Genomic DNA, 26,998 nt, shown 5'->3' on the forward strand with positions numbered 1-26,998 from the left:
GCGCCCCTGCTGACGCGCATCTCCGCACCGAAATGAAGACCGATGACTGAGGAGAAGATGATGGCGACCGAGGCTCCCCGTGCGGATGGAGCGCTGGCGAGACTTGCCCGGTTCTGTTACCGGCGCCGCCGGCTCGTCCTGTTGACCTGGATCGTCGGCGTGCTCGCCCTGGCGTTCCTCGGCTTCACCTTCGGTGCCGCCCCGGACAACGAGTACGCCGGTGGTGACAGCGATTCCGCCAAGGCGCAGGCGTTGATCGAGAAGCACTTCCCCGAGCAGCAGGGCGACACCCTGACTCTCGCGATCAAGGCGGAGAAGGGGGTCGACGATCCCGCCGTCCGGCAGAGGATCGAGAAGGTCATCGCGGAGCTGGACGCCTCGCCCATCACCGGACCGGTGACCTCGCCGTACGAGGACCCGAAGCTGGTGACGCAGGACCGTCGTATCGCCCGTACGATCATCCCGCTGACCGCGAAGGATGTGGCGAAGACCGAGGTCAAGCCCCTGGTGGACACGGTCAAGGAAGCCTCCGGCGACGGTGTGACGCTGGGGCTGGGCGGGGACAGGGCGGAAAAGGCCGAGACGCCGCCGCAGGGCCCGGCCGAGAGCATCGGCGTCCTGACGGCAGCCGTGATCCTGTTCATCGCCTTCGGATCGCTGGTGGCGATGGGCCTGCCGATCGTGACCGCGCTGCTGGCGCTCCTCGGCGGCGTCGCCCTGATGAAGCTCGTGGGGCATCTGGTCGCCGCGCCGGACTTCGCGGTGGTCTTCGCCGTGCTGATCGGACTCGGTGTCGGCATCGACTACGCACTGTTCATCGTGACCCGCTACCGGGACGCCTTGGCGGACGGCGACGCTCCGGAGAGCGCCACGGTCAAGGCCATCACCACCGCGGGTCGCGCGGTGCTCTTCGCCGGCACGACGGTGGTGATCGCGTTGCTGGGTCTGGTCGTCATGGGTGATCAGATGTTGACCGGCATGGCCGTTGCCACGTCGGTGGCCGTGCTGGTCACGGTGGGCGCCGCGGTGACCCTGCTGCCGGCGTTCCTGGGCTTCACCGGCTACAGGATCAACTCGCTGCGACTGCCCCGCCGCGCGTCCCGCCGGGCGAGGGCCGAGGGCGTTCCGGCCAAGGACCGTCGTACCCTCGCGGAGCGCTGGGCGGGCGTGGTGCAGCGGTGGCCGCTGCCCGCCGCGCTCCTGGCCGGCGCGGTCATGCTGGTGCTGGCCGTCCCCGTGCTGTCGATGCGCCTGAGCATGCCCGACGCCAGTGTCCAGCCCCACGACAGAAGCAGCTACACCTCCTACGAGATCATCTCCGAGGGCTTCGGACCTGGCTACGGCGCACCCCTGATCTTCGCCACCGAAACCGACTCCGCCGGCGCCGATCTGCATTCCGTCGTCGCGGCGGTCGGCAGGACCGACGGCATCGCCTACGCAACCCCGCCGAGGGTCAGCACGGACGGGCAGGCCGTCACCTTCATGGCCTTCCCGAGGACCGGGTACCAGGACGAGGCGACCTCGGACCTGGTGCACAAGCTCCGCGACGACGTGCTGCCCAGGGCATCCGGCGGCAAGGAGGTCTACGTCGGCGGCCCGAACGCGGCCACCATCGACTACGCCGACAGGATCAGTTCCCGCCTGCTTCCGATGATCGCCGTCGTCATCCTGCTGTCCCTGGTGGTGCTCATCGTGCTGGTCCGGTCCGTGACCATCGCGTTGCAGGCCGCCGTGATGAACGTCCTGTCGATCGCCGCCGCCTACGGCGTGATCGTCGCGGTCGTCCAGTGGGGATGGTTCGGCTCCGCCCTCGGATTTCCCACCGAGATGCCGGTCACGACCTACATCCCGGTGACGATGTTCCCGCTCCTGTTCGGGCTCGCCATGGACTACGAGGTCTTCCTGATCTCGCGGGTCCGTGAGGAGTACGAGCGCACCGGCGACACCCGGCTGGCCGTCACCCGCGGGCTGGCACAGACGGCCAAGGTCATCACGGCCGCGGCCGCCATCATGATCGCCATTTTCACGACCTCGCTGCTCGGCCCCGACGTCTCCCTCAAGCAGGGCGGCCTGGGCATGGCCGTCGCCGTGCTCATCGACGCCACCATCGTCCGGATGGTCCTCGTCCCCGCGGTGATGGAACTGTGCGGCAAGGCCAACTGGTGGATGCCGGGACGCCGAGCACCGCGGGCGACCCCGACCGCCCGGGCCAGGGTCGGGGAAGAGGCCAGAGCCTGACCCCTCCGGTGTCCCCGGGCCGGCGTTACTCCGCGACGTACCGGTGCAGCGGGCCCTCGTCGGTCTCGACCACGCCGTCCCGGCGCAGGCCGGCCTTCTCCAGCACCCGCACCGACGGCACGTTGGCCGGGTCGACGGTGGCGAACACCTGGGTCACCCCGGGCAGGGTGCGGGCGTGGGCCACCAGGGCGCGGACCGCCTCGGTGGTGTAGCCGCGGCAGCGCCGCGACGCGACGATGCCGTACCCGAACTCGACCGCACCGTCGGTGGGCGGCAGCTTCAGCCCGATGCCGCCCACGGTGAGGCCGGTCTCCCGCTCGATCATGAGGCGGTGGCCGTGCGGCCGGCCCGGGTTGCCGGCGATGATCCCGGCGATCATCCGCTCGCCCTGGGCGGGGAAGTCCGGCGCCCAGTGCGGGCGCCGCTCCCCCGCCGCGACGGCGGCGGCCTCCTCGGCCGGCCAGAGACGCAGCACGAGTCGTTCGGTGGTCAACTCAGGAATGAACAACGCGATTCTCCAAGGTCATGGAGTGACCCGGGTCGCGGTCGATCAGCGCGCGCGACCCGGAACGGGGCATGGCAGGGGCAGCTCATGGCGATCCATGGCCTCATCTCCCCCTGCGCCCACGACGGTCGCGTGTCCGCGCGAGGGCACTCTAGCCCATGATCCGGATACGCCGCGCCCCCGCTGCCTCGGGCCGGGGGCAGCGGGGGCGCGGGCGCGGACCGGTCAGCTGACGCCGGTGACGGCCTTGACCAGGTTGATGCCGAAGTAGATCACGAAGGCGGCGGCGACCGCCCACATCAGCGGGTGGATCTGGCGGGCCCTGCCCTGCGCCACCCGGATCGCCACCCAGCTGACGAAGCCGGCGCCGATGCCGTTGGTGATCGAGTAGGTGAACGGCATGAGGGTCATGGTCAGGAACGCCGGGACGGCGACCCCCACGTCGGTGAAGTCGATGTCCTTGACCTGGCGGATCATCAGCGCGCCGACGATCACCAGGGCGGGGCCGGCGGCCTCGCTGGGCACCAGCGACACCAGCGGGGTGAGCAGCAGGGCGCCGAGGAAGAGCACGCCGGTGACCACGCTGGTCAGGCCGGTACGCCCACCGTCCGCGATGCCCGAGGAGGACTCGACGTACGTGGTGGCCGAGGAGGCGCTGCCCGCGCCGCCGGCGACCGCCGCGACACCGTCGACGAAGAGCACCTTGCCCAGGCGCGGCATGTCGGTGCCGTCCTCGGTCGCCAGGTTGGCCTGCTTCGCCAGCCCGACGGTGGTGCCCATCACGTCGAAGAAGTCGGCCAGCACCAGGGTGAAGACCAGCAGCAGGGCGGTCACCAGGCCGACGTGCGCGAACGCGCCGAACGACACGTTGCCGATCAGGTGCAGGTCCGGCTTCTGCACCAGCGGGTCGGGCAGCGTCGGCACGTTGAGCCGCCACCCGTCCGGGTTGGGCTTGCCGTCGACCACGGCACCGCCGGGCTTGGCCAGGGCGTTGACGATCACCGCGAGGACCGTGGTCGCCACGATGCCGATCAGCACGCCGGCCTTGACCTTGCGGGCGACCAGGATGCCGGTGACCAGCAGGCCGACCAGGAAGACGACGGTGGGCCAGCCGTGCAGGGTGCCGTTGCTGCCGGAGCCGAGTTGCAGCGGCACGCCGGAGCCGGCCCGGACGAAACCGCCGTCGACGAAGCCGATCAGCGCGATGAACAGGCCGATGCCGGCCGCGATGGCGGCCTTCAGCTCGGCGGGGATGGCCCGGAAGACGGCCTTCCGGAAGCCGGTGAGCACCAGCACGGTGATGATCAGACCCTCGATGACCACCAGGCCCATCGCCTCGGCCCAGGTCATCTGGGAGGCGACCGCGTACGCGACGAACGCGTTCAGGCCCAGGCCGGTGGCCACGGCGAACGGCACCCGGCCCACGACGCCCATCATGATCGTCATGACCGCCGCGACGAGGGCGGTGACCCCGGCGACCGGCGCGATGCCGAGCAGGTTGCCGTCCTTGTCCGGCGCGGTGCCGATGATCAGCGGATTGAGCACGACGATGTACGCCATCGTCGCGAAGGTGGTGAGCCCGGCCAGCACCTCGCGCCGGACGGTCGAGCCACGGCGGGTGATCTCGAAGAAGCGGTCGAGGCGGCCGCGCTCGGCGGGTTCCGCCGGGTCGACCGGGGCGGCAGGATCCTGCGTAGTCACGCTCATGGCGTGGCTTACTCCGTTCCGGGTTGGCCCGCCGGACGTGCCGGCCGGGCGGTGGGGGTGCAGCCGTCCCGATTCGGTTGGCCCGGAGAACGTCGGTACGGCTGGGCTCCACGGATCCCGTGAAGCGCTACGAAGCCGCACCCCGGGTCCGGGGAGCGACTTCGCGACGCCCACTCTAACCACCGGGTAACCACCGATGGCCTGCCCCTACGCGTACGCCCGGCGCGGGGTGGCCAACATCACCGGGGGGCGGGCGCGGGCTCGGGCGCGACCGGCTCGGGGTGCCGGGCGCCGCGTACCGGGGAGAGGACGGCGACGGTGGCGGCCACCGCCAGGCCGGCCACCGCCACCCCGATCGCCGCCCGGTAGCCGAGGTGCGCGGCGAGCAGACCGCCGACCGGCGCACCGACCGTGAGCATGCCCCAGTTCAGGGAACGGATGGTGGCGTTCATCCGGCCCTGGAGGCGGTCCGGGGTGACGGCCTGCCGGTAGCCCATCTCGTTGGGCCCGCTGACCCCGAGCGCGAGCCAGATGACGAACTGGGACGCGCTCACCATGATCCAGCCCGCCGGGCCGGTCACGGTGAGCGCGGCGAGGGCCCAGCCCAGCGGCTCGACCACCCGTTCCAGCAGGATGGCCCGACCGGCGCCGTGCCGGCCCACCCGGTGCGAGAGCCCGTTGCCGAGCACCGCGCCGACCCCGCCGAGGGCCAGCACCACGCCGAGCCCGACGGCCGCCCGCTCCGGCGGCAGCCCGGGGTCGAGCCCGCGTACCACCAGGAGGGTGAACGCGGTGGAGGCCATGCTGGCGAAGAGGAAGCGGGCGTGCAGGGTGAGCGCGTACGGCCCCAGCACCCGGTGCCGGTACACCCAGGCCAGCCCTTCCCGCAGTTCCCGTCGCAGGTGGCGGCGGGTCGGCGCCGGGACCGGCTCCGGCCGGCGGATCGTCGCCAGCAGCAGCCCCGAGCCCAGGTAGGACACCGCGTCGAGCAGCAGTGCCACCGGCGCGCCGACCGCCGCCACGACGGCCCCGCCGAGGAAGGGGCCGGTGGTCTGGGCCAGCGAGCCGCTCTGCTCCATCCGCGCGTTCGCCCGGGTCAGGTCGGCCGGCGGGACCAGCCGGGGCAGGTAGGACTGGTGGGCCGCCTCGTACAGCAGGGAGAGCGCGCCGAACGCGGCCACCAGCGCCATCAGCAGGCCCACCCCCAGCGCGCCGGCCAGCGCGAGCACCGCGACCAGGGCCAGCAGCGCCGCGCGGGCCAGGTCGGTGGCGACCAGGATCGGCCGCCGCCGGTAACGGTCGGCGACCACCCCGGCGAGCAGCCCGAAGATCAGGTACGGCGCCCAGCGGGCACCGTTGACCAGCCCCACCTCGGCGTCGCCCGCGTGCAGCGTGACGATGACCAGGATCGGCAGCGCGACGGTCGTCAGGTACGTGCCGAACGTGGAGACCGTGTCGGCCGTCCAGAACCGCGCGTACCCGGGATGGCCGAAGAGCCGCGTCATGATCACGACGGTAGTGCGCGCCGGTCGCCGTGAACGACCTGGGCGTCGTTAAATTCCTGGTCGGCCGGGGCGGTATCGCCCATGATTGCCGTCATGACCACCACCGGACGAGCTGACGCGTTCACCGTCGCGGCGACCGACGGCCGCCTGGGTGGCAACGCCGCCTCCATCCGGGCGACCGCCCGTGCCCTGGCGAAGGTCGAGTCCGCGGCGGCCGTGGTGCTCGTCGAGGGCATCACCGACCAGGTCGCCCTGAGCGCGGCCGCGCTCGGCCGCGGTCGCGATCTCGAGGCCGAACGGGTCGTCGTCGTGCCGATCGGCGGCGCGCACGCGATCGGCCGCTTCCTGACCGGGCTGGCCACCCGGGTACGCCTGGCCGGCCTCTGCGACCTGCTGGAGGAGGAGGTGTTCCGGCGCGCCCTGGTGGCGGCCGGGGTCGGCGCGCCGCACGCCCGCGCCGAGATGGCGCGACTCGGCTTCCACGTCTGTGTCAAGGATCTGGAGGACGAGCTGATCCGGGCCCTGGGCACCGCCGGGGTGGAGGCACTCCTCGAGGCGCAGGGCGACCTGCGGTCGTTCCGCTCGTTCCAGAGCCAGCCGGCCTGGCGGGGTCAGCAGCCGCAGCCGCAGCTGTGGCGTTTCCTGCGCAGCAGTTCTCGCCGCAACCTGCGCTATGCCCGCCTGCTCGTCGAGGAGGCGGTCCGCCGCGACGCCCTGCCGCGGCCGCTCGACGCCGTGCTCAGCGCCGTCTGAGCCGTACGGCGCCGCGCCGGCGGGTCTCCCGCCGTCAGCTGAGGGTGGACAGTTCGTTGTAGCCCGGTGCCGGTTCCTGGCCCGACAGCCGCTGGATCGCGGCCATGATCTCGTCGGTGACCGCGCGCCGGGCCTGGCCGGTACTGCCGGCCGGCGGGGACGCGAAGCGTAGCGGTGCGCCGAACCGCACGGTGATCCCGCCGAGCCGGGGTAACCGGGCGCCGACGGGTTGGACCCGGTCGGTGCCGAGGACCGCGACGGGGACCACCGGGGCACCGGAGGCGAGCGCGAGCCAGGCGACCCCGGTACGGCCCCGGTAGAGCCGCCCGTCGCGGGACCGGCTGCCTTCGGGGTGGATGCCGAAGGCCCGCCCGTCGGCGAGAACGTCGAGCGCCAGGTGCAGCGACGCCTGGGCGGTCCGGTGGCCGCCCCGCTGCACCGGGATGGCGTCGATGCCGGTGAGGCAGGTGCGGGTCAGCCAGCCCTTGAGCCCGGGCTGCCGGAAGTACTCGGCCTTGGCGAGAAAGGCGACCGGCCGGGGCGCCACCAGGGGGATCACCACGCTGTCGAGGAAGGACAGGTGATTGGCCGCCAGGATCACCGGGCCCCGCCGGGGCACGTTCTCCCGGCCTTCGATCACCGGTCGGAAGGCCAGTCGCGCCACCGGGACCAGCAGCGACCGGATGGTGGTCTGGAGCAGCACGTCGTCCTCCGAGGGTCAGTACCGGCCAGCGTGAGGTGGCTCGGGTGCGGGGGTCTTCGCCGGCCCGAGATGGGCGTCCAGCGCGGCGCGCAGCAGTGGTTCGACGTCCGCGGTCCGCACCGTCGTCTGCAGGCTGCCCCACTGCCACAGCTCGGCGATGCCGTGCAGGTTGGCCCAGAGCGCGCCGGCGGTGACGGCCGGCGGGCGGCCGTCGGCCGCCTCGGCTCTGGCCCGAGCGACCAGGTCGACCAGTACGCCGAACAGGCCCTGGCTGGCCTCCCGCAGGCCGATCCCGTTGCCCCGCAACAGGTCATGCCGGAACATCAGCTCGAACATGCCGCGGTTGGTCCGGGCGAAGTCCAGATAGAGCCGGCCCAGCGCGAGCAGTTGGGCGTACGGATCTCCGGGTTCGCCGCCGATCAGCTCGGCGACCTGCTGGCCGAGCTGGTGGTATCCCTCCCGCGCGATGGCGGCCAGCAGGGCCTGGTGGGTCGGGAAGTAGCGACGTGGCGCGCCGTGCGAGACCCCCGCCTGCCGGGCGATCTCCCGCAGGGAGAGGGCGCGGGTGCCCTCCCGGGACAGCAGGTCGACCCCGACCGCCACGAGGCGGGCGCGCAGGTTGCCGTCCGGTGTCGACACGCACAAGATCTATCACCCCGCGGTAGACACTGTCTACTGCTCTGTTCAGCGGGCGGCGGCGAGCGGCCACCGGGCCTGAGGCCGCCAGGGCACGCCCGCTCGCGCCACCCCGGCGCGTCGTCAGGTACGCGGCCGGAACGGGGCGAGGGTGGCCCGGATCTGGTCGGCCGCGCCCCAGTCGTCGTCGAACTGGGCCAGCACGGCGAGGTGCTGCCGCAACTGGAGGATCGGCATGCGGACCGGCCAGTCGCGGTCGAGGCCGGTCAGTTCGGCGTAGACGGCGAAGAACCGTTGCGCCTCCGGCGGTGGCGCGGTGGTCCACAGGTGGGCGAGGTCGACCTCGGCCCAGGTGTAGGACACGGCCGGATCGATCACCGCTGGCTGCCCGCCCGGGGTGGCCAGGACGTTCTGGGCCCAGAGGTCGCCGTGCGTCAGGCAGGCAGGGCGGTCGGGCAACAGCTCGGGCAGCCGGTCGCAGAGCCGCTCCAGGGCGGCCCGGTCGCCGGCGTCGAGGGCCGCCTCGACCCGGGGCTGCCCGAGCCACCGCAGCAGCCGGTGCTGCGCGAAGAAGGCGAAGCCGTCGTCGTTCCAGGTGTTGACCTGCCGGCGGCGGCCCAGCCAGTTGTCCCGGTGCCAGCCGAAGCGTGGCTGGGTGGTGCCCAGGTGCAGGCGGGCGAGCGCGTGCGCGAACTGCTCCCAGAAGGTCTCGCTGGGCGGCCTGGGCCGCAGCACCGACAACACCAGCAGATCCCGGTCGGCCAGGATCACCTCGGGCGTCGACAGGCCGCCGAGCTCGCGCAGGGCGGCCAGCCCTTCGGCCTCCGCGACGAAGACGTCGTCGGCCGGCGCGTCGGCGAACGCCTTGACGAACACCGGCGACGCGTCCCGGCGGGTGGCTATGCCGGCGAGGGCCGCCAGCCCGCCCGTCGCCGGCTCGACGGTGTCGACATCGGCCAGCCCGGCCTGGTGCAGGCGCTCCAGCAGGAACGTCGGTGACCGCAGCACGGCTGGCTCCTCATCTCTGGGCCGCTTGTGGGCATGATCTTAGGGGCCTGGTGATCAGCCGGCACCGGCTCAACCGCTTCACCGCGCGGCTGCGGGCGAGCACGTCGCCGTGGACTGGCCTAGCCGGCTGGGATCATCCGGGTGGCTTGAATGGCGCGGCGCAGTCGACCGTCGGCAGCCAACTCCCCGAACATGTAGATCTCGGTGGTGATGGTGCTGCCCTTGCGCAGCTCGGCGATGAGCCGGTACCGGGCGGCGACCTGATCGCCGTCCACCAGCGCCTGCTCCACCTCGACCCGGAGCCCGGTTGCCCGTCTGCGGGCCGGACGGATGTGCTCGAGCAGCCGCTTCCGGTCCAGCAGCACGCCGTCGTTGACCAGCTCATAGTCCGGCGTGTGGTAGCGGTCGAGCACGGTCGCCGGGTCCTCGTCGCCCAGCCCCGCCTCCTGCGGATAGCGGATCAGATAGCCGGTCAGGTCGGTACGAGGCGTCACGCGATCTCCCTGTGTCGGACTTATCTTTGACATGCTGTATAGGTTAACGGCGAACGGTAGATTGGACAACGTGTCAGAGCTGACGGGTGGTCGGCGCCGGCGGCGACGTTCGGACGCCGAGCGCAGCGCCGCCGCCGTACTCGACGCCGCCGTCCAGGTGCTCGGCCGGCATCCGGACGCGAAGGTGGAACAGGTCGCCGCCGCGGCCGGCGTCACCCGCCAGACCGTGTACGCCCACTACCCGTCCCGGCCGCTGCTGGTGGCCGCGGTCGTCGACCGGATCACCGCCGAAGCCGTCGCCGCCCTCGACGCCGCCAACGTGGGCGGCGGCACCGTCACCGAGGCACTGCTGGGCTGGCTGGACGTCACCTGGCGGCTGTTCGACCGGTACCCGCTGCTCCTGCATCCCTCGATCACCGCGATGGAACAGGCGGACGCCGACCGCCAGCATGCCCCGGTCGTCGAGCGCCTGGAGCGGCTGATCAGGCGCGGCCAGGCCACCGGCGAGTTCGACACCACCCTCAGCCCGGCCTGGCTGGTCTCCGCGACCATCGCGCTCGGTCATGCGGCCGGCGGCGAAGTCGCCGCCGGCCGGATGACCACCGCGCAGACCGCGGCAGCGCTACGCCACAGCATCCTGCGCCTCTACCGCGCCGACGAGCCCTGATCAGCCAGGGTCGACTCCGCCGGTCCGTCGCCGTGGACGACGGCGGCATGTCGACGTCGGCACCCTAGTCATGACGGCCACGCGTCACGGCGGCATAGCGCTGGCCGAGTTGCTGGCGGGCGTATTGCAGCCGCTGAGCGGCGTTGGCGCTGGTGGAGGTCGCTTCGGGTTGTGAGATCGACGATATCCACCAGTCCGGCGGAGCTTTCGCGTGCAGGATGAGGGTCGAGATCTCGATGATCTCCTCGACTATGGACAGCGCCCACTCGCGCTCGTCCTTCAACAGGAAGGGCGCGGCGTCAATCAGCAGCAGGTTGACCTCTCGACGCTCCTCGGCGCCCAGCGGGATCGGACCCTCACCGAATCTGGCGACCTGCCGGAAGGCACTCTCCACCTCGGACAACTTCGTCCACACCGTCGAGAGGTATTCGATGCGCTTGGCCCGGTAGTCCTTGGACTGCTCGCGTGCCTGCGTGCGCCGCCACTGCCAGAACCCCGCCCCGATGACCAGGAGCGTGCCCACGAAGGTGAACAGGGACGCATAGATCTGGGACATTCACACCTCGCCCGATCGCCGGTCAGCCTTCACGAGACACGCGCCGATCCTGCCGCACCCGAGCAACATCCGAGCTCAGCTGCCGCCCGCCGCGTCCCGGCGGGTGGCGTGCCGGCGGACGCCGCGGGCTTGCCTGCTCGTAGCCCCGGGAGGCGATCCACCCACTCGACGACTACGCCGGCGTTAACCGCTTGCGAGCGACCGGACAGTAGTTGGCATGGATGTCTTCGAGGATCGGGTTGCCCGTGCGGAGGCGGACCCCGCGGTGGTGGGCCTGGTGTTGACGGGCTCGCAGGCGAGGGGAATGGCCACCCGGCACTCCGACTTCGATGTTCACGTCGTCGTTCATGAGCGCGGCGGGCAGTGGGGCCGTACTCGCCGTACCGCGGAGCTGGACGAGATCGTGTGCACCGTTGACGAGTTGGCGGATACGTCGGACATCTGGCAGCGGTACGCGTACCGGGGAGCACGAGTGCTGCTCGACCGGCTCGACGGAGGCGTCGCACGGCTGGTGGATCGACAGGCCACGCCAACGGAGGCGGAAGCAACGGCCTGGGCTCGTGAGGGACTCGACGGCTACCTCAACCTCGCCTACCGCTCGGCGAAGAGCCGACGCGACGGGAACGACATCGCGGCGGCGCTGGACGAGCGGGAGAGCGTCTCGTGGTTGCTGACGACCGTGTTCGCTCTACACGGTCGGCTTCGCCCGTACAACAAGTACCTGGGCTGGGAGCTTGAGACGCACCCGTTGGGTGAACCGTGGAGCGCCTCGTCCCTTCCCGCGCGCGTGCTCCGGGACCCGATCGGCCTGTTCCCGGAGGTTGAGCGGTTGGCTCGCCAACGCGGCCTGGGTGACGTCGTCGACGCCTGGGGCGACGACCTGACCCTGTTGCGGGAGAACCGGGCGGTCGGGTGACCCGCGGATCAGTAGCTGTCGGGGCTGACCTCGTGCATCGTTCCGTCCGGTCCCATGCGGTACATCCGAGGCGGTCCCATGGTCTGTCGTGCCTGCGCGTACGCCGCCGTGCGGGCGGCGTGTTCCTCCCCGGACGGGTCGGTCACCCGAAAGCCGTGCAGAGGAACGGCGTCGGCGTCGATGTCGTCGGGGGAACGCAGGCCCTCGATGATGAAGCCGAACAGCGCACGCAACGCTTCCTCGCCCAGGTCGAGGGGATGGAACGGCAGCGGGTAGGGGTCCTGGTTGTGCCAGCCCGGTACGGGCTCGACGGGATGCTCACCGGCCCAGTACGGCGCCTCGAAGTCGTACGGCTCACCGATGTTCTCCTGGATGCCGCCGTCGGGCGACAGGCTCAGCGACCTGATCAGCACGCCGTCCTCCCACACCGCGAAGCCGAGCCAGTCCACGACCGAGTGCATCCCGTGCAGGATGATTCGCCGGCCGGCTCCGGCCCGACGCAGGTGCTCCGGTAGCTCAGACGGGCGATCGAGCATGAGCCGTCGGTCGCAGTACAGCTCGGCCCCGGCCAGCACCGTGGCGTACGTGAGGTCATCCGGCGGGTAGGTGCCGTCGAGCAACGTGTTGTCATCGGCGGGTTCGACGACGTAGCCGGGGTGGAGTTGACGTACCAACGCCTCGGCCTCGGCCCGGTCCGACCGGGTCGCGCCACGCAGCGCCGTACGGATGTCGCCGTCGGTGAACGCCAGCAGGGCTGTCTTCGCGCCCACGTCACTCCTCCCCGTTCCGTGGCAGGGCCAGCTCCCAGGTGCCACCTGGCGGACCTGATCGTCTGGCCGACGGTGTCACAGCCGCCCGGAGAGCGACCATACTGCCGTCACGGCTGCCACCGCCCCGGGGGAGTGATCTTCCCGGAAGGGCTCCCTGGTGGTGTGGTGGGCGCGGCAGGGCTCGAACCCGCGACCCCCTCGCCCGTAAGTCCGGTGGCGCTGTGTGCCGGGGGCCAGTGCGGTGCTCGGGCCGGCACTATCGTGACCCGGTGACGACCGACAGGTGGGCCCGGTGGCTGTTGACGCGCCGAGACGGCGGCGACGCCACCCTCCGCGCCCGGTACGCCTCGGACCTGGCGTGGTTCCGCGACGGCGTCCTCGACCGAGCGGACCTGAAGCGCGATGACGTCCTCCTCGACGTCGGATGCGGGACCGGACTCATCGGGTTCGGTGCGCTCGACCGTCTCGGCCCGGACGGCCGGGTCATCTTCAGCGACGTGTCGCAGGACCTGCTCGACCAGTGTCGGCAGACCGCCGACGGCGATGAGCGGTGCAGCTTCGTGCAGGCGCCGGCCGAGGACCTTGCCGGCGTTGCGGATGCCTCCGTCGACGTCGTCACCACCCGGTCGGTGCTCATCTACTCCGACCACAAAGCCACCGCGTTCGCAGAGTTCTTCCGGGTGCTACGACCAGGCGGAAGGCTCTCCCTCTTCGAGCCCATCAACCGCTTCGAGCGACAGCACCGCCCCGACGATCTGTTCGGCCTGGGCGGCTCGCCGGTCGACGACCTGCTGGCCAAGGTCCGCGACGTGTACCGGGGCGGCACCGAAGCATCCGAGCGGCCGATGGTCGACTTCGACGAGCGCGACCTCCTCGCCTGGGCGGAGGCTTCGGGGTTTGAGGCGGTGGAGCTGGACTACCGCGCCCAGCTCGACGTTCCCGCCGAGCCGATCAGCGACTGGGAGTCGCTCAAGCGGGTGGCCCCCAACCCCCTGGTCCCGACCTATGGCGAGGCGATCGCCGCCGCGCTGACCAACCACGAGCGCGAGCGCCTCGACGCGCACATGACCGCCCTGGCCGCGGCCGGAACGCCGACGCGCCGCACGATGGCCATCGCGTTCCTCCGCGCGCTGCGGCCCTGACGTCCGTCCTGACCTCGGCCCTGCAATCAAGGGATTGCCGGCGAGGCGGCCGCGTGCGGCCCGGCACGCAGGTCGCCGGAGGTCTACGCGCAGGCCAACCTTGACGCGACGCGGCAGGCGCTCGGCAAGCTCGACGGGCGGCTCTCGTGGACCCTGCTGCCGTCACCGCCCCGGGGAATGAACTTCTCGGGGCGGTTCTCGCTGGTGGTGTGTGGTGGGCGCGGCAGGTTTCGAACCTGCGACCCCTCGCTTGTAAGTTCCGGGCGCTCCGTCAGGCGGCGTCCGGGACCGTCTCCCGCCTCGGCCGACCGTCCGAGCGACGCCGTCCCCGGTCGTGTTCATCCGGGCCGGTTGCTGTCACCGCTGCTGTCGGTAACGCAATGGGGCCCAGCAGAGGAACGCGCCCCCCATCACAGAGAAGGACTCGCCGAGGCCCCATGACGCCGGGCTCCCTCTAAAGGGATGGTCGCCCACCCAGACCTCGATCATGAGGACACCCAAGCCGAAGACCAGGAACCACAAACCCAACTGAGCAACCTGCTTGGCAGTTGGCCGTGCGCGGGTCTTGGTCATGGACTCATGGAAGCACGCCTACCTACTGCCGACCATCCCCCGGTCTCCCGGCTCGACGGTCATACGTTGAAGCGGAACTAAGAGCCGCTAGCCCGCTACCAGCGGGAATGGTGCGCGCCGGCTGCTCACAGGGCGTCTGAGGCTGCCATTGTTGAACGCTGGTTGACGACGTTTCACGGTATCTTGTGCCCCCTGTGTGCCCCGCTGCCAGGAGCTGGCATTGCTGCTCTCGCCGCTGCACTGCCCGCAGCACCGGTGACCGCTACGACTGCCGAACCTAGGGTAGAGACCATGATCGTCTGGGTGTCTTCGTTTCCACGCTCGGGAAATACGTTCCTCCGCATCCTGCTGCACCGTCTCTACGGGGTACGAACGTCCGTCGTGTACGACGTCGACGGCGTCGCGACACGCTTGGGCGCGGCCCTGGTCGGATTCGAGGAGCGGCCGACGGCAATCCGCGCGATGCGGACTGACAAGCAGGTGCACTTTATCAAGACGCACAGGCAGCGCGATGACGACGTGAACGAGTCGGACCGAGCCATCTGCCTCGTCCGCGACGGCAGAGACTCGCTGGTCTCATGGGCTCGGCTCAACAGCGAAGGGCAAGGCCGCGAGTTCGAGACCGAGCTGAGAGCGATGATCAACCGAAACGACAGGGTCGGGACCGGGAGTTGGGGGCAGAACGTGCTTAGCTGGCTGCTGCCGCCAGCACCTCATCGGGTCATGCTCAGGTACGAAGACCTCGCACGCGAGCCGAGAGCGTCCGTCGAGCGAGTAATGGGGAAACTACTTCTGCCCGGATTCACGCCTCGCGCCGATGTGGACATTCCGTCGTTCGAGGAGCTGCACGCAATTGACTCGGGGTTTTTTCGACGAGGACAGGCGGGCACCCATCTCGACGAACTGTCGGACGATCTCCATCAGCTTTTCTGGTCCCGGCCTGACAATCGCGCCGCGATGACGCTACTGGGCTACCGCTAGGCCACGAAAGACTCCTTGACCCCCAGGCAAACAGCACGGCTACGTGAGCTGCTGTTCCGTGGCCCTTGATCTGGAGGCGTGGTCCGCCACCGTCCGCGCTTGTCCACTGGCGTCCGCACCGATCGTCACTCGGTTAGTCACCCAGCCGGCGACGGACGCGATCGTGGTCAGGTCAGCAAGCGCTCGGCAACTCGGTCGGTCCCGTCCCGTCCGGTCCGGTCCGGCGGCTCCCACCCGTGGCCACCAGACCGCCACTCGTGGGCGCTCGACCCGGCCTGCCAAGCTGCATCTATGCAGGCGCCGTGAGGTGCTGACCGCTCGGCCTCGCCGCCTCTACATCAGGTATCGCATGGAGCGGGACCTTGCCGAGGTCGACCGGTCGAGAGGTAAGACTGACGTCTATGTACCGCCCTGGTGGCTACCCGGATGGGCGGATCGCATCGGCCAACTCCTCGGCGTGATTGGCCGAAGGGCGTAGAGCATCCGCTGCGACGCAGTTCGTCACCCAGCTCGGCTCCTGTGCATCCGGGATAGCCTCCGAGCATGCGCTACCTCACCCGGCCATTCGTCCTCGGTGCGCTCGGCCGCAGGAAAGACGTTGAGCAGTTCGTCGGACCCATCGCGCTTGCGGGCGCCCGGGGCGTCCGCTGGGTCTCGGTCTGGCCCTGGCGGGACGGCTACAACGTGTCCGTCCATGACGTACAGGACCTGGACGACGAGCACTACCGCGATCTGTCCGTGTTCCCACCCCTTGACCCCGAAGTCGAAGACGACACGGGCTATGGCCGCGTGATCGGCCACGTTCAAGACCCGGCCGAAGCGTTGGAGTTGGCCGAGCAAGGGACTGGAGCCTCCCCGGATCGGTGGGTCAACCACGGGGTTGCCGGGGAGGATTATGCGGACTTCGTGTTAGCGAGGCGAGCCCAGCACCAGCCCGGACGACCTCCAACGTAGCGGCGTACCTCGGCGTCAAGGTGGCGACCGTGACGAACTACCGGAAGCGCAGCCAGATGCCGGAGCCTGACGCGACCGTAGGGCGTACCCACATGTGGCGCCCGAGCCGGATCGTGTCCTGGCACGAGAGCCGACCTCGTCCCGGTGTCGGTGGCCGTCCGGCCCGAAGCGGTTCGGGCGAAAGTTGCTGTCGCCGTTGCTGTCACCGCCCCGGGGAATGATCTTCTCGGGGCGGTTTCTGCTGTTGGTAGGTGGTGGGCGCGGCAGGTTTCGAACCTGCGACCCCTCGCTTGTAAGGCGAGTGCTCTCCCACTGAGCTACGCGCCCGGAACGCCCGTACGGCGGGCCGGAGGTTGGCAAGCTTACCTGCCGACCTCCGACCCGGTCGAACGACGTGCCTGGGGTGGGATCAGGCGGCGACGGCCTCCGCCAGGGCCTTGCGCCACCCTTCCTGGTCCCGGGGTTCACCGGGCATGTTCATCTCGGCGAAGCGGACCACGCCGGCCTTGTCGATCACGAAGGTGCCCCGGTTGGCGATGCCGGCGACGTCGTTGAAGACCCCGTACGCCTGGGCCACCGCGCCGTGCGGCCAGAAGTCGGCGAGCAGCGGGAACTGGTAGCCCTCCCGGTCGGCCCAGATCTTGTGGGCGTAGACCGAGTCGACGCTGACGGTGAGCACCTGGACGTGGTCGTTGACGTACTCGTTGAGGTTGTCCCGCACCTCGCAGAGCTCGCCCTGGCAGATGCCGGTGAAGGCGAGCGGGTAGAACACCAGCAGCACGGTCCGCCGGCCGCGGAAGTCGGCGAGCCGGACCTCCTGGTTGTTCTGGTCCTTGAGCACGAAGTCCGGCGCCTCGGCGCCAACCTCGATGGGCATGCGTACTCCTCGGGTCGAGTCTGGAGATGATCAGCCTGCCACACCCGGCGGCGCTGCCGCCGGGTGCGCCCGGGCGGCTACTTCTTGCCCTTCGACCCGCGCCGGAGCACGAGCCGGGCGCCGCTCCAGTCGCGGCCCGCGTTGATCGTGGAGGTCTGCTGCAGGCCGGCGGTCTGCGCGCTCTCCGCGACCTCGCTCGGCTCGACGTGACCGTCCCGGCCCGCCTTCGGCGTGAGCAGCCAGACCACGCCGGCGTCGGCCAGCGGTCCGAGGGCGTCGACGAGGAGCTCGAAGAGGTCACCGTCGCCGTCGCGGTACCAGACGAGAACCGCGTCGACCACCTCGTCGGTGTCCTCGTCGACGAGCTCTCCACAGCGGTCGGTCAGGGCGTCCCGGAGATCCTGGTCGACGTCGTCGTCGTACCCCATCTCCATGACGACCATCCCCGGTTCGATCCCGAACCGGTCCGCCAGGCTGCGTACCCCGTCGGCGGCCTGACCAGCGGTCGCGCTCACTGTCGCGTGCCTCCTCATCTCATCCCTGCTCGCGGCGTCCCACGGATGCCGTCGGGCCAAGTCCACACAGTTGTGGCTCCCCGCGCAAGTGGCGCACCGGGTGGAACGGAATTTACCGTGCCAGCAGCGTACGGGCACCCTCGGTAATGGCTTCCTCGGAGACCAGAACCTGACGCGCAGCCGGGCCTAATGGTACAAACGAGTCAAGTCCGGCCACCCTGCGCGCAGCCCCGACATACCCGGCGTCGACCAGCGCGGCGATCACTCCCTCACCCGCCCCGCCCGACCGGCGGGTCTCGTCGACGACCAGCACCCGGGACGTGGCCGAGGCCTCCCGGATGATGTCGGCGACCGGCAGCGGGGCCAGCCAGCGCAGGTCCACCACCCGGGAGCCGATCCCCTCGTCGGCGAGGGTGGCCGCCGCGCGCAGGGACATCCGTACCCCATTGCCGAAGGTGATGATCGTGACATCCTCGGCGGAGCCCACCCCGTACACCCGGGCCCGCCCGATCGGCACGTGCCCGGTGGCCCAGGCGCCCGGCTCGGCGTACCCGGCCAGCCACTCGCCGTCGCCGTCGACGTACAGGTCGCGGGTGTGGTAGAGCGCGATCGGCTCCAGGAAGACGCTCACCGTGCCGTCCACCGCGGCGGCGGCCAGGCAGGTCCGCAGCATCGGCGCCGCGTCGTCCGGCCGGGCCGGCACCGCGATCACCAGTCCGGGTACGTCCCGGAGCACGGCCACCGAGTTGTCGTTGTGGAAGTGGCCGCCGAACCCCTCCTGGTACGCCAGCCCGGCGACCCGCACCACCATCGGGTTGCGGAACGCCCCCCGGGAGAAGAAGCGCATGGTCGCCGCCTCGCCCCGCAACTGGTCCTCGGCGTTGTGCAGGTACGCCAGGTACTGGATCTCCGGCACCGGCAGCATCCCGGCCAGGCCGGCCCCGAGCCCGAGCCCGAGGATCGAGGTCTCGTCCAGCAGCGTGTCGAAGACGCGGGCCGGACCGAACCGGTCCCGCAGCCCCTTGGTCACCCCGTACACCCCGCCCTTGGCGGCGACGTCCTCCCCGAAGACGGCCATCTCCGGGTGGTCCAGCATCCCGTCGGCGAGCGCGGCGTTGATGCTCTGCGCCAGGGTGAGCGGTCCGGCCAGCTCGGGCAGCTTGCCGCCGAACCGGGCGGCCCGGACGGCCGCGGCCGGTCCCGCCGCCCGGGCCGCCGCGTCGGCCACCGCCCGCGAGACGCGCGCCGGCCGGCGGGGGGCCAGCTCGGCCACCACCTCCGCCGGGGAGGCGAGCTTCGGCTCGTCGAGCACCTCCTCGGCGATCCGGCGGAGCTGCCAGCCGCGCTCGTCGTACCGGGCCAGCAGTTCCTCGCCGCCGGCGAAGCCCGCCTCGACGAGCAGCCGCGCGGTGGCCAGCAGCGGGTCCCGCGCGGCGTCCGCGGCCAGCTCGGCCGGGCTGCGGTACGCGGTCTCCGCGTCCGCCCCGGCGTGCCCCATCAGCCGGACGGTGCGCAGGTGCAGCACGGCGGGGCGCCGGTGCCGGCGGACCCAGGCGGCGGCCTCGGCGGCCACCCGGTACGCCTCGACCGGGTCGCTGCCGTCCGCGGCGAAGTAGCGGATCCCCGGCTTGGCGCGCAGCGTCGCCTCGACCCAGCCGTCCGGGGACCGGACGCTGATCCCCAGCCCGTTGTCCTCGCACACGAAGAGCACCGGGATGCGCAGGCCGGTGTGGTCGTACCAGCCGGCGGTGTTGAACGCGGCCGTGGCGGTGGCGTGGTTGACCGAGGCGTCGCCGAAGGAGCAGACCACGATGGCGTCGGGCGGCCACGGCGAGGCGGTGCCGGCGTCCCCGCCGGCCCGGCGGCCGGTGCCGGGGTCCTCCCCCGCCCGGCGGGCGGTGCCCGGGTCCTCCGCGGCCCGGCGGGTGGTGCCGGGGTCCTCCCCGGCCCGGCGGCCGGCGCCGCTCCGGCGCAGCCGTTCCAGGGCCAGTCCGGCGCCCACCGCGCGGGGCAGGTGCGAGGCGATCGTGGAGGTGGTCGGCACCACGGCCAGGTCGGCCCGGCCGAACACCTTGTGCCGGCCGCCCGCGATCGGCTCGCAGGCCGAGGCGACCATGCCCCGCAGCACGTCCCGCGCCGCCTCCGCGTACGCGTCACCGGGGTCCGGCGGGGGCAGCGGCGGCGCGTCGACCTCGGCCCGGCCGGCGCTGTCGACCGCCACGGTGACGCCGGCCGGGAGCGGGGCCGCCTCCGCGCCGGGCCCGGTGGGCGCGACCTCGCCCGCCGGCTCGCCCGGGTCCGTCCCGCCCGGGTTCGTCCCGCCCGGGGCGGGCGGCCCGACCACGACGGTCCGCTCCGCGACCGGCGGCACGCCGGCCGACTGCTCCGGCACCCCGGGCTCGCCGGCGACCGGCGACGCGCCAGCCGGCGGCTCTCCCGATGCCGGCGGGTCCGCGCCGGGCGCGCTGTCGGCCGCGGGGCCGTCCAGGGCCGGGGCGTCGGGTGCCGGTTCGGTCCGCGCCGGGACGTCCCCGTCGACCGGGGTCCGGGCCCCGGGGATCCCGGCCGCCGGGCCGGCGGCGCCGTCGTCGGTGGTGCCACCGGTCGGCTCGGCCGGCGCCGGGAAGCCGCCCGCGGCCTGCGCGGCGCGCAGGCAGTAGAAGGCCCCGGAACGGTAGTGCAGCAGAGCGGGGTCGGTCGGACGCAGGGCCGCGGCGACCGCAGCGTTGCCCTCGTGGCCCGCCGAGCCGATCGTGTAGTAGCCCTCCCCGAAGCCGCGCAGCCACCGGCCGGCGAGGTCCAGCAGCCGGCTGGTCAGCTGGGCGTCGAAGAGCGCCAGCGCCTGCGCGCCGGTCAGCGGGGCGCCGTCGGCGAGCGGCTCGGCCAGGTCGCGGCGTCGGGCGGGGGCGCCGAGTTCACCCAGGGCCGCCCGGAACCGGTCGTCGAGATCTTGCGGGGAGGTCACGTCGGACAGCATTACCGACGCGGGCCCGGGTCGCCCAGTCGGACACGTACCACGCGGTGCGGCTCAGTCCTCCGCGCACCGCTCCGGGCAGCCGCCGTCGGAGACCTTCCAGACCAGCTCACGCAGGGTGGCCAGCTCCCCGGTGGTGAGCCCGCCGAGGAGTCGGGAGTCGGACATCACCCGGTGGACGTGGTCGCGTACCCGCCGGCCGGCCTCGGTCACCACGAGCGTCTTCTGCCGCCGGTCGGCCGGGTCGACCCGCCGTTCCACCAGCCCGGCGTGCTCCAGCTTGTCGACCAGGGCGGTGACGTTGGACCGGTCGCAGCCCAGTTGCTCGGCCAGCTCGCGGGCCGGCAGCGGACGGTCCGGGTCCAGCTCGTGCAGGGCGCGGGCGGCGGCCGGGGTGAGCCCGAGGCCGGTGAGCTCCACGTCCTGGTGGTGGCGCATGGCGGCGGCGATGTGCAGGATCCGGCGCACGGCGTCTCCGGCCAGGCCCGCGCGGTCGCTCGCGTCGGGGCCGATTGAGGAGAGGACTGGGTACGCCACGAGAACCATTCTACTTGCCCGGCAGCAGTTGACTCGCCAACTATTGACCAGTCTCGGATCGGCTGACCAGGTGATCCGCGCCAACCTCCGGCCGGACGGGCATGGGCGCGGCGGTTCCGAGAGTGCGGCGGGCGGCCAGGGCGCCGGCCAGGAGCAGGGCGGCGGTCAGCCCGGCCGGAGCCGCCGGGGTGTCCGGTCGGGCCAGGTGCAGGCCGCCGATCAGCGTCACGCCCAGCACCGCGGCCAGCAGGGTGCCGGTGGAGACCAGCGCGGAGAGCGCGGCGGCCGCACCGGCCGGCACGCTCGCGGTGAGCCGGGTCACCAGCGGGCTGAACGACGCGGCGTGCGCGGCGCCACCGGCGAGCAGCAGGACGCTGCCGGCCGGCCACGGCCAGCCGGTCCGGGCCAGCCCGGCCAGCGCCAGCACCACCGCCGCCAGCACCAGCGGCCCGGCGACCGGCAGCCGCCGGCCGATCCGCTCCGGCAGGCGCGGCACCGCCAGCCCACAGAGCGCGAAACCCGCGGCGTACGGGACGAAGGCGAGCCCCGCGGCCAGCGCGGTGAAGCCCAGCCCGTCCTGCAGGCGCAGGGTGAGCACGAAGAGGAATCCGGCGTAGCAGCCCATCACCACGCAGCAGGCCAGCAGCCCGGTCGCCACCCCGGGCCGGCGCAGCACCGTCACGTCCAGCAGCGGGTCGGCGTCGCGCCGGGCGCGTCCGGCCTCGTAGCGGAGGAAGAACCACAGCACGGCGGCGCCGATGGCGACCGCCACCGGCGTCGTCCAGCCGGGCCAGCCCAGATCCCGGCCGACCACCAGCGGTCCGACCAGGGTCAGCATGGCCGCCGAGAGGAGCAGCACACCGGGTACGTCCAGACCCTCCCGGCGCGACGGCGGGGCGGTCGGGCCGGCCAGCACCCGACGACCGGCCACCAGCAGCACCGCCCCGACCGGCACGTTGACCAGGAACGCCGTCCGCCAGCTCGACCCGGCCAGGTCCAGGGTGACCAGCAGCCCGCCGGCGACCTGGCCGGCGGCAACACCGAGCGCCAGCACCATGGCGTACGCCCCGATCGCCCGGGCGCGGGCCGCGCCGCCGATCCGGGTCTGGATCAGCGACAGCACCTGCGGCACCAGCAGCGCGCCGGCCGCCCCCTGCGCCGCGCGGGCCAGCACCAGGGCCACCGGACCGGGTGCCAGGCCGCAGGCCAGCGAGGCGAGGGTGAACCCGGCCAGGCCGAGCCGGAAGACCCGGGCGTACCCGTGCCGGACGCCCAGCCGCGCGCCGGTGACCACCAGCACCGCGAAGGTCAGGGTGTAGCCGGCCAGCACGAGTTGCTGCACGGCCGGCGGGCCGGCCAGGTCCGCCCGGATCGCCGGGGCGGCGACCGCCGCGATCGAGGTGTCCATCGAGGCCATGCCCTGCCCGGTCAGCAGGACGGTCAGCAGCGCGGTCGTGCCGCGGTTCGGTCCGGTCACGCCGCCAGCCTGCCGAGCACGCCGGCCCGGGTCTTGTCGATCCTTGCGGCACCGGCCACCCACCCTGAGCGGCGGATCGGGCCGCCTTTCCTCGGCGGCGACCGACAGCCCTCCCCACGACGACGACCGGCAGCCCTTACCCGGGCGGCGGGTCGGGCCGTGCTCGGGTGCGCGGCCGGCGGCCCTTCCCGCAACGGCGACGGGCAGCCCTTGCCCGGGCGGCGGGTCGGGCCGTGCTCGGGTCCGCGCGGCCGGCGGCGTTGTCGGCCGGGCGGCCTATCCTGGCCGGCGTGCGCACCGCCACGCCGCTGCTGCGGCACCCGGACTTCCGGGTGGCCGCGGTGCGCTGCCGCGACGAGCACACCCCCTGGTCCGGGCCGGAGCCGGCCACCGCGTACGGACTGGTGCTGACCCGGCGGGGCGGCTTCCGGCGGGCCGGGCGCGGCGGCCCGGAGTTCGTCGACCCGACGACGGCCTACCTGACCGTGCCCGGCGAGGAGGAGCGCTTCGCCCACCCGGCGGCGGGCGGGGACGACTGCACCTCCGTACACCTGTCGGAGCGGTTGTGGCGGGACCTGTTCGCCGACCGGCCGGTGCCGGCCGTGGTCCACGTCGACGCCCGGGTCGACCTCGCCCACCGGCTGCTGCTGCGGGCCGCCGGTCGGGGCGACCCGGACTTCGCGGCGGCCGAGCGGTTGGTCCGGCTGGTCGGTACGGCCACCGGGCCCGCGACCGGCGGCACCGGCCGGAGCCGGCGGCTGGTGGAGCGGGCCCGCGCCGCGCTGCACGACGGCCTTCCCGACGCCAGCGGCCTCGTCCCGCTGGCCCGCTGGCTCGGCGTGTCGCCCTACCGGCTGAGCCGGGAGTTCCAGGCGCTGGTCGGGGTGCCGCTCACCCGCTACCGCAACCGGTTGCGGGTCGGGCGGGCGCTGGACCGGCTGGAGGAGGGCGTCGACAGCCTCGCCGGGCTCGCGGCCGAGTTGGGCTTCGCCGACCAGGCGCACCTGACCCGCACGGTCCGCGCCCAGCTCGGGCACACCCCACGCGAGCTACGCCGCCTGCTCGGTCCGGCCGGCGGCGGACCGACCCGGCGGCGGCCCTGAGCTTGGGTTCGTGGTCAGCCCGGGAGGAAGGAGAAGCGGACCTTCCGGGTCGGGTTGTCGCCGTTGGTGTCGACCAGGCAGACGGACTGCCAGGTGCCGAGCTGGAGCCGGCCGTCGAGCACCGGCAGCGTCGCGTACGGCGGGACGAAGGCGGGCAGCACGTGGTCCCGGCCGTGCCCGGGCGAGCCGTGCCGGTGCCGCCACCGGTCGTCGGTGGGGAGCAGGTCGTCCAGCGCGCGCAGCAGGTCGTCGTCCGAGCCGGAGCCGGTCTCGATGATCGCCAGCCCGGCGGTGGCGTGCGGCACGAAGACGTGCAGCAGGCCGTCGCCCTGGCCGGAGACGAACCGCTCGGCCTCGGCGGTGATGTCCCGGACGGTCGGCCGGGACCCGGTCTGGACACTGATCACCTCGCTACGCATACGGCGCATTCTGCCCCACCCGGCCGGGCGGCGCGGCCGGCCGGCGGAGGGACCCCGACGGGGCGACCGTTCGCCGCTCGGACCCGGGGCCGCCGGTAGCGCAAAGTTACTGGTGAGTACCTGTGTTGAGCGTCGCGTCTGAGGGAGGGAGACGTGACGACGAGCGGTATCAGGGGGCAGGATGGCGCTAGAGACCTAACCCACACAGAACCGAGGGAACGCCTGTGGCTACGGAACGCAAGCGCCCGGTGATCACCGCTGGTCTGCCGAGCCAGCTTCCGGACATCGACCCTGAAGAGACCAGTGAATGGGTCGAGTCGCTTGATGGTGTCATCGATGAGCGCGGAACCAAACGCGCCCGCTATGTGATGCTGCGCTTGTTGGAGCGGGCTCGTGAGCGGCAGGTCGGGGTGCCGTCGTTGACGACGACCGACTACATCAACACGATTCCGCCGGAGCGCGAGCCGTGGTTCCCGGGGGACGAGCACATCGAGCGGCGGCTGCGGGCCTACATCCGGTGGAACGCCGCGATGCTGGTGCACCGGGCGCAGCGCCCGGAGATCGGCGTGGGTGGCCACATTTCCACCTTCGCCAGTTCGGCGTCGTTGTATGAGGTGGGCTTCAACCACTTCTTCCGGGGCAAGGACCATCCGGGCGGTGGGGATCACATCTTCTACCAGGGTCACGCGTCTCCGGGCATGTACGCGCGGGCTTTCCTGGAGGGGCGGCTCAGCGCTGATCAGCTCGACGGTTTCCGGCAGGAGTTGTCGCACCCGGGTGGTGGTCTGCCGTCGTATCCGCACCCGCGGTTGATGCCGGACTTCTGGGAGTTCCCGACCGTGTCGATGGGTCTGGGGCCGATGAACGCGATCTACCAGGCGCGGTTCAACCGTTACCTGCAGCACCGGGGTATCAAGGACACCTCCCAGCAGCATGTGTGGGCGTTCCTGGGTGACGGTGAGATGGACGAGGTGGAGTCGCTGGGCGCGATCGGTGTGGCCGCGCGGGAGGAGTTGGACAACCTCACCTTCGTGATCAACTGCAACCTGCAGCGGCTGGACGGTCCGGTGCGGGGCAACGGCAAGGTCATGCAGGAGTTGGAGGCGTTCTTCCGGGGCGCCGGCTGGAACGTGATCAAGGTGGTGTGGGGTCGGGAGTGGGATCCGCTGCTGGCCGCGGACACCGACGGCGCGTTGGTCAACCTGATGAACACCACGCCCGACGGTGACTACCAGACCTACAAGGCCGAGTCCGGGGCGTACGTGCGGGAACACTTCTTCGGCCGTGACCCGCGCACCCGCAAGATGGTCGAGCACCTGTCCGACGACGAGATCTGGAACCTCAAGCGGGGTGGCCACGACTACCGCAAGCTCTACGCCGCCTACAAGGCGGCGATGGAGCACACCGGCCAGCCGACGGTGATCCTGGCCAAGACCATCAAGGGCTGGACACTCGGCTCGCACTTCGAGGCCCGCAACGCCACCCACCAGATGAAGAAGCTGACCCTGGAAGACCTCAAACTCTTCCGCGACCGGCTCTACCTCGACATCCCCGACAAGCAACTCGAGGACAACCCGTACCTGCCGCCGTACTACCGGCCGGGCGAGAAGTCCGACGAGATGGAGTACCTGCACGAGCGGCGCAAGCAACTCGGCGGCTACCTGCCGACCCGTCGGACCACCGGCAAGACGCTGCAGATCCCGGGCCCGGAGCGGTTCGCCGACGTCAAGCGCGGCTCGGGCAAGCAGAAGGTGGCCACCACGATGGCCTTCGTCCGCCTGCTCAAGGACCTGATGAAGGACAAGGAGTTCGGCAAGCGCTGGGTGCCGATCATCCCGGACGAGGCCCGCACCTTCGGCATGGACTCGCTCTTCCCGACGGCGAAGATCTACTCGCCGCACGGCCAGCGGTACACCTCGGTGGACCGGGAGCTGTTCCTGTCCTACAAGGAGGCCACCACCGGCCAGATCCTGCACGAGGGGATCAACGAGGCCGGCTCGGTCGCCTCGTTCACCGCGGCCGGCACGTCGTACGCCACGCATGACGAGCCGATGATCCCGCTCTACATCTTCTACTCGATGTTCGGGTTCCAGCGCACCGGCGACGGGCTCTGGGCCGCCGCCGACCAGATGGCGCGGGGCTTCCTGCTCGGCGCGACCGCCGGCCGGACCACGCTCAACGGTGAGGGTCTGCAGCACGAGGACGGCCACTCGCTGCTGCTCGCCGCCACCAACCCGGCGGTGGCCGCCTACGACCCGGCGTTCGCGTTCGAGATCTCGCACATCATGGAGAACGGCCTGCACCGGATGTACGGGGAGGCGCAGGAGAACATCTTCTACTACCTCACCGTCTACAACGAGCCGATCTTCCAGCCGGCCGAGCCGGAGGGTGTGGACGTCGAGGGCATCGTCAAGGGCATCCACCGCTACTCGCCGGCCCCCCGGGTCGACGGGGACGCGCCGAAGGCCAACATCCTGGCCTCCGGCACCGGCATGCAGTGGGCCCTCAAGGCCCAGCAGCTGCTCGCCGAGGACTGGGGGGTGGCCGCCGACGTCTGGTCGGTGACCTCCTGGAGCGAGCTGCGCCGGGACGCGGTGGAGTGCGAGGAGTACAACCTGCTCAACCCGGGCGCCGAGCAGCGGGTGCCGTACATCCAGCGGAAGCTGGCCGACGCCGACGGGCCGAAGGTCGCGGTCAGCGACTGGATGCGCGCGGTGCCGGACCTGATCGCCCGCTGGGTACCGGGGGACTACACCTCGCTCGGCACCGACGGCTTCGGCATGTCGGACACCCGGCACGCGCTGCGCCGGCACTTCCACGTCGACGCCGAGTCGGTGGCGGTCGCGACGCTGCGCCAGCTCGCCCTGCGCGGCGCGGTGCCGGCCCACGTGCCGGCCGAGGCGGCCAAGAAGTACGCGCTGGAGGACGTCAACGCGGCCCCGGTCGGCGAGACCGGCGGCGACAGCTAGCTCGTACCCGCGAAGGGGC

At 72.0% G+C, this 26,998-nt stretch carries 24 protein-coding genes and 1 tRNA gene; 9 read left to right on the forward strand and 16 right to left on the reverse strand.

Going from position 1 to position 26,998, the window contains the following annotated elements:
* The first annotated feature begins 42 nt into the window (after positions 1 to 42).
* On the forward strand, positions 43 to 2,238 hold the full coding sequence (locus ACIBPB_RS10265; RefSeq protein ID WP_396839229.1) for an MMPL family transporter: 2,196 nt from the start codon (positions 43 to 45) through the stop codon (positions 2,236 to 2,238).
* A gap of 25 nt (positions 2,239 to 2,263) precedes the next feature.
* On the opposite strand, the gene ACIBPB_RS10270 is transcribed toward ACIBPB_RS10265, so the two are convergent.
* From ACIBPB_RS10270 to ACIBPB_RS10280, 3 genes are all read right to left on the reverse strand, one after another.
* Positions 2,264 to 2,731, reverse strand: a complete 468-nt coding sequence (locus ACIBPB_RS10270; RefSeq protein ID WP_396839230.1) for a GNAT family N-acetyltransferase — start codon at positions 2,729 to 2,731, stop codon at positions 2,264 to 2,266.
* Between the two features lie 237 nt (positions 2,732 to 2,968).
* Positions 2,969 to 4,450 carry an NCS2 family permease gene (locus ACIBPB_RS10275; protein ID WP_357328926.1) on the reverse strand — a complete coding sequence of 494 codons (1,482 nt, stop codon included), beginning with the start codon at positions 4,448 to 4,450 and terminating at the stop codon, positions 2,969 to 2,971.
* Positions 4,451 to 4,689: 239 nt separating this feature from the next.
* On the reverse strand, positions 4,690 to 5,955 hold the full coding sequence (locus ACIBPB_RS10280; protein ID WP_396839231.1) for an MFS transporter: 1,266 nt from the start codon (positions 5,953 to 5,955) through the stop codon (positions 4,690 to 4,692).
* 93 nt (positions 5,956 to 6,048) lie between these two features.
* Between ACIBPB_RS10280 and ACIBPB_RS10285 the strand changes: the two genes are divergently transcribed.
* On the forward strand, positions 6,049 to 6,708 hold the full coding sequence (locus tag ACIBPB_RS10285) for a TOPRIM nucleotidyl transferase/hydrolase domain-containing protein (protein ID WP_396839233.1): 660 nt from the start codon (positions 6,049 to 6,051) through the stop codon (positions 6,706 to 6,708).
* 34 nt (positions 6,709 to 6,742) lie between these two features.
* Here the strand turns inward: ACIBPB_RS10285 and ACIBPB_RS10290 are convergent, their stop codons facing one another.
* From ACIBPB_RS10290 to ACIBPB_RS10305, 4 genes are all read right to left on the reverse strand, one after another.
* Positions 6,743 to 7,411 (reverse strand): lysophospholipid acyltransferase family protein, encoded by a 669-nt coding sequence (locus tag ACIBPB_RS10290; RefSeq protein WP_396839234.1) that lies wholly within the window; start codon positions 7,409 to 7,411, stop codon positions 6,743 to 6,745.
* Between the two features lie 15 nt (positions 7,412 to 7,426).
* The gene (locus ACIBPB_RS10295; protein ID WP_396839235.1) at positions 7,427 to 8,050 is read right to left on the reverse strand and encodes a TetR/AcrR family transcriptional regulator; all 624 of its coding nucleotides are present in this window, start codon (positions 8,048 to 8,050) and stop codon (positions 7,427 to 7,429) included.
* Between the two features lie 120 nt (positions 8,051 to 8,170).
* Positions 8,171 to 9,055 (reverse strand): fructosamine kinase family protein, encoded by an 885-nt coding sequence (locus ACIBPB_RS10300; protein WP_396839237.1) that lies wholly within the window; start codon positions 9,053 to 9,055, stop codon positions 8,171 to 8,173.
* Positions 9,056 to 9,174: 119 nt separating this feature from the next.
* Positions 9,175 to 9,549, reverse strand: coding sequence for a nuclear transport factor 2 family protein (locus ACIBPB_RS10305; RefSeq protein ID WP_396839238.1), 375 nt, complete (start codon positions 9,547 to 9,549; stop codon positions 9,175 to 9,177).
* 70 nt (positions 9,550 to 9,619) lie between these two features.
* Here ACIBPB_RS10305 and ACIBPB_RS10310 point away from each other — a divergent pair, with 70 nt between their 5' ends.
* A complete protein-coding gene (locus tag ACIBPB_RS10310) occupies positions 9,620 to 10,216 on the forward strand; it encodes a TetR/AcrR family transcriptional regulator (RefSeq protein ID WP_396839239.1) in 597 nt (198 codons plus the stop codon).
* 64 nt (positions 10,217 to 10,280) lie between these two features.
* Here ACIBPB_RS10310 and ACIBPB_RS10315 read toward each other — a convergent pair whose 3' ends face one another.
* Positions 10,281 to 10,772: a hypothetical protein gene (locus ACIBPB_RS10315; RefSeq protein WP_396839240.1), complete on the reverse strand. Its 492-nt coding sequence runs from the start codon at positions 10,770 to 10,772 to the stop codon at positions 10,281 to 10,283.
* 217 nt (positions 10,773 to 10,989) lie between these two features.
* Here ACIBPB_RS10315 and ACIBPB_RS10320 point away from each other — a divergent pair, with 217 nt between their 5' ends.
* Positions 10,990 to 11,688: a nucleotidyltransferase domain-containing protein gene (locus tag ACIBPB_RS10320; protein WP_396839241.1), complete on the forward strand. Its 699-nt coding sequence runs from the start codon at positions 10,990 to 10,992 to the stop codon at positions 11,686 to 11,688.
* A gap of 8 nt (positions 11,689 to 11,696) precedes the next feature.
* On the opposite strand, the gene ACIBPB_RS10325 is transcribed toward ACIBPB_RS10320, so the two are convergent.
* The gene (locus ACIBPB_RS10325; protein WP_396839242.1) at positions 11,697 to 12,458 is read right to left on the reverse strand and encodes a DUF6928 family protein; all 762 of its coding nucleotides are present in this window, start codon (positions 12,456 to 12,458) and stop codon (positions 11,697 to 11,699) included.
* 269 nt (positions 12,459 to 12,727) lie between these two features.
* On the opposite strand from ACIBPB_RS10325, the gene ACIBPB_RS10330 reads away from it, so the two are divergent.
* The 3 genes from ACIBPB_RS10330 to ACIBPB_RS10340 all read left to right on the forward strand — a co-directional run bounded on the left by ACIBPB_RS10330 (position 12,728) and on the right by ACIBPB_RS10340 (position 16,108).
* The gene (locus ACIBPB_RS10330) at positions 12,728 to 13,600 is read left to right on the forward strand and encodes a methyltransferase domain-containing protein (protein ID WP_396839243.1); all 873 of its coding nucleotides are present in this window, start codon (positions 12,728 to 12,730) and stop codon (positions 13,598 to 13,600) included.
* A gap of 864 nt (positions 13,601 to 14,464) precedes the next feature.
* Positions 14,465 to 15,154, forward strand: a complete 690-nt coding sequence (locus tag ACIBPB_RS10335) for a sulfotransferase domain-containing protein (RefSeq protein ID WP_396839244.1) — start codon at positions 14,465 to 14,467, stop codon at positions 15,152 to 15,154.
* Positions 15,155 to 15,697: 543 nt separating this feature from the next.
* Positions 15,698 to 16,108, forward strand: coding sequence for a hypothetical protein (locus ACIBPB_RS10340; protein ID WP_396839245.1), 411 nt, complete (start codon positions 15,698 to 15,700; stop codon positions 16,106 to 16,108).
* Between the two features lie 252 nt (positions 16,109 to 16,360).
* Here the strand turns inward: ACIBPB_RS10340 and ACIBPB_RS10345 are convergent.
* From ACIBPB_RS10345 to ACIBPB_RS10370, 6 genes are all read right to left on the reverse strand, one after another.
* Positions 16,361 to 16,435, reverse strand: a tRNA-Val gene (locus ACIBPB_RS10345).
* A gap of 82 nt (positions 16,436 to 16,517) precedes the next feature.
* Positions 16,518 to 16,985, reverse strand: coding sequence for a peroxiredoxin (locus ACIBPB_RS10350; protein ID WP_396839246.1), 468 nt, complete (start codon positions 16,983 to 16,985; stop codon positions 16,518 to 16,520).
* A gap of 77 nt (positions 16,986 to 17,062) precedes the next feature.
* The gene (locus tag ACIBPB_RS10355) at positions 17,063 to 17,500 is read right to left on the reverse strand and encodes a DUF3052 domain-containing protein (RefSeq protein WP_088972541.1); all 438 of its coding nucleotides are present in this window, start codon (positions 17,498 to 17,500) and stop codon (positions 17,063 to 17,065) included.
* A 112-nt stretch (positions 17,501 to 17,612) separates the two neighbouring features.
* Positions 17,613 to 19,844 (reverse strand): transketolase C-terminal domain-containing protein, encoded by a 2,232-nt coding sequence (locus ACIBPB_RS10360; protein WP_396839496.1) that lies wholly within the window; start codon positions 19,842 to 19,844, stop codon positions 17,613 to 17,615.
* A 684-nt stretch (positions 19,845 to 20,528) separates the two neighbouring features.
* A complete protein-coding gene (locus ACIBPB_RS10365; RefSeq protein ID WP_396839247.1) occupies positions 20,529 to 21,020 on the reverse strand; it encodes a MarR family winged helix-turn-helix transcriptional regulator in 492 nt (163 codons plus the stop codon).
* 31 nt (positions 21,021 to 21,051) lie between these two features.
* On the reverse strand, positions 21,052 to 22,488 hold the full coding sequence (locus tag ACIBPB_RS10370) for an MFS transporter (protein ID WP_396839248.1): 1,437 nt from the start codon (positions 22,486 to 22,488) through the stop codon (positions 21,052 to 21,054).
* A 290-nt stretch (positions 22,489 to 22,778) separates the two neighbouring features.
* Here ACIBPB_RS10370 and ACIBPB_RS10375 point away from each other — a divergent pair, with 290 nt between their 5' ends.
* Positions 22,779 to 23,591 (forward strand): helix-turn-helix domain-containing protein, encoded by an 813-nt coding sequence (locus ACIBPB_RS10375; protein ID WP_396839249.1) that lies wholly within the window; start codon positions 22,779 to 22,781, stop codon positions 23,589 to 23,591.
* 14 nt (positions 23,592 to 23,605) lie between these two features.
* On the opposite strand, the gene ACIBPB_RS10380 is transcribed toward ACIBPB_RS10375, so the two are convergent.
* On the reverse strand, positions 23,606 to 24,010 hold the full coding sequence (locus tag ACIBPB_RS10380; RefSeq protein ID WP_396839250.1) for a secondary thiamine-phosphate synthase enzyme YjbQ: 405 nt from the start codon (positions 24,008 to 24,010) through the stop codon (positions 23,606 to 23,608).
* Positions 24,011 to 24,234: 224 nt separating this feature from the next.
* Between ACIBPB_RS10380 and aceE the strand changes: the two genes are divergently transcribed.
* Entirely contained in the window at positions 24,235 to 26,979 is a 2,745-nt protein-coding gene (gene aceE / locus ACIBPB_RS10385; RefSeq protein WP_396839251.1) for a pyruvate dehydrogenase (acetyl-transferring), homodimeric type, read from the forward strand.
* Positions 26,980 to 26,998: the final 19 nt, after the last annotated feature.

The sequence above is a fragment of the Micromonospora sp. NPDC049836 genome (assembly GCF_044465125.1).
Lineage (GTDB): Bacteria > Actinomycetota > Actinomycetes > Mycobacteriales > Micromonosporaceae > Micromonospora.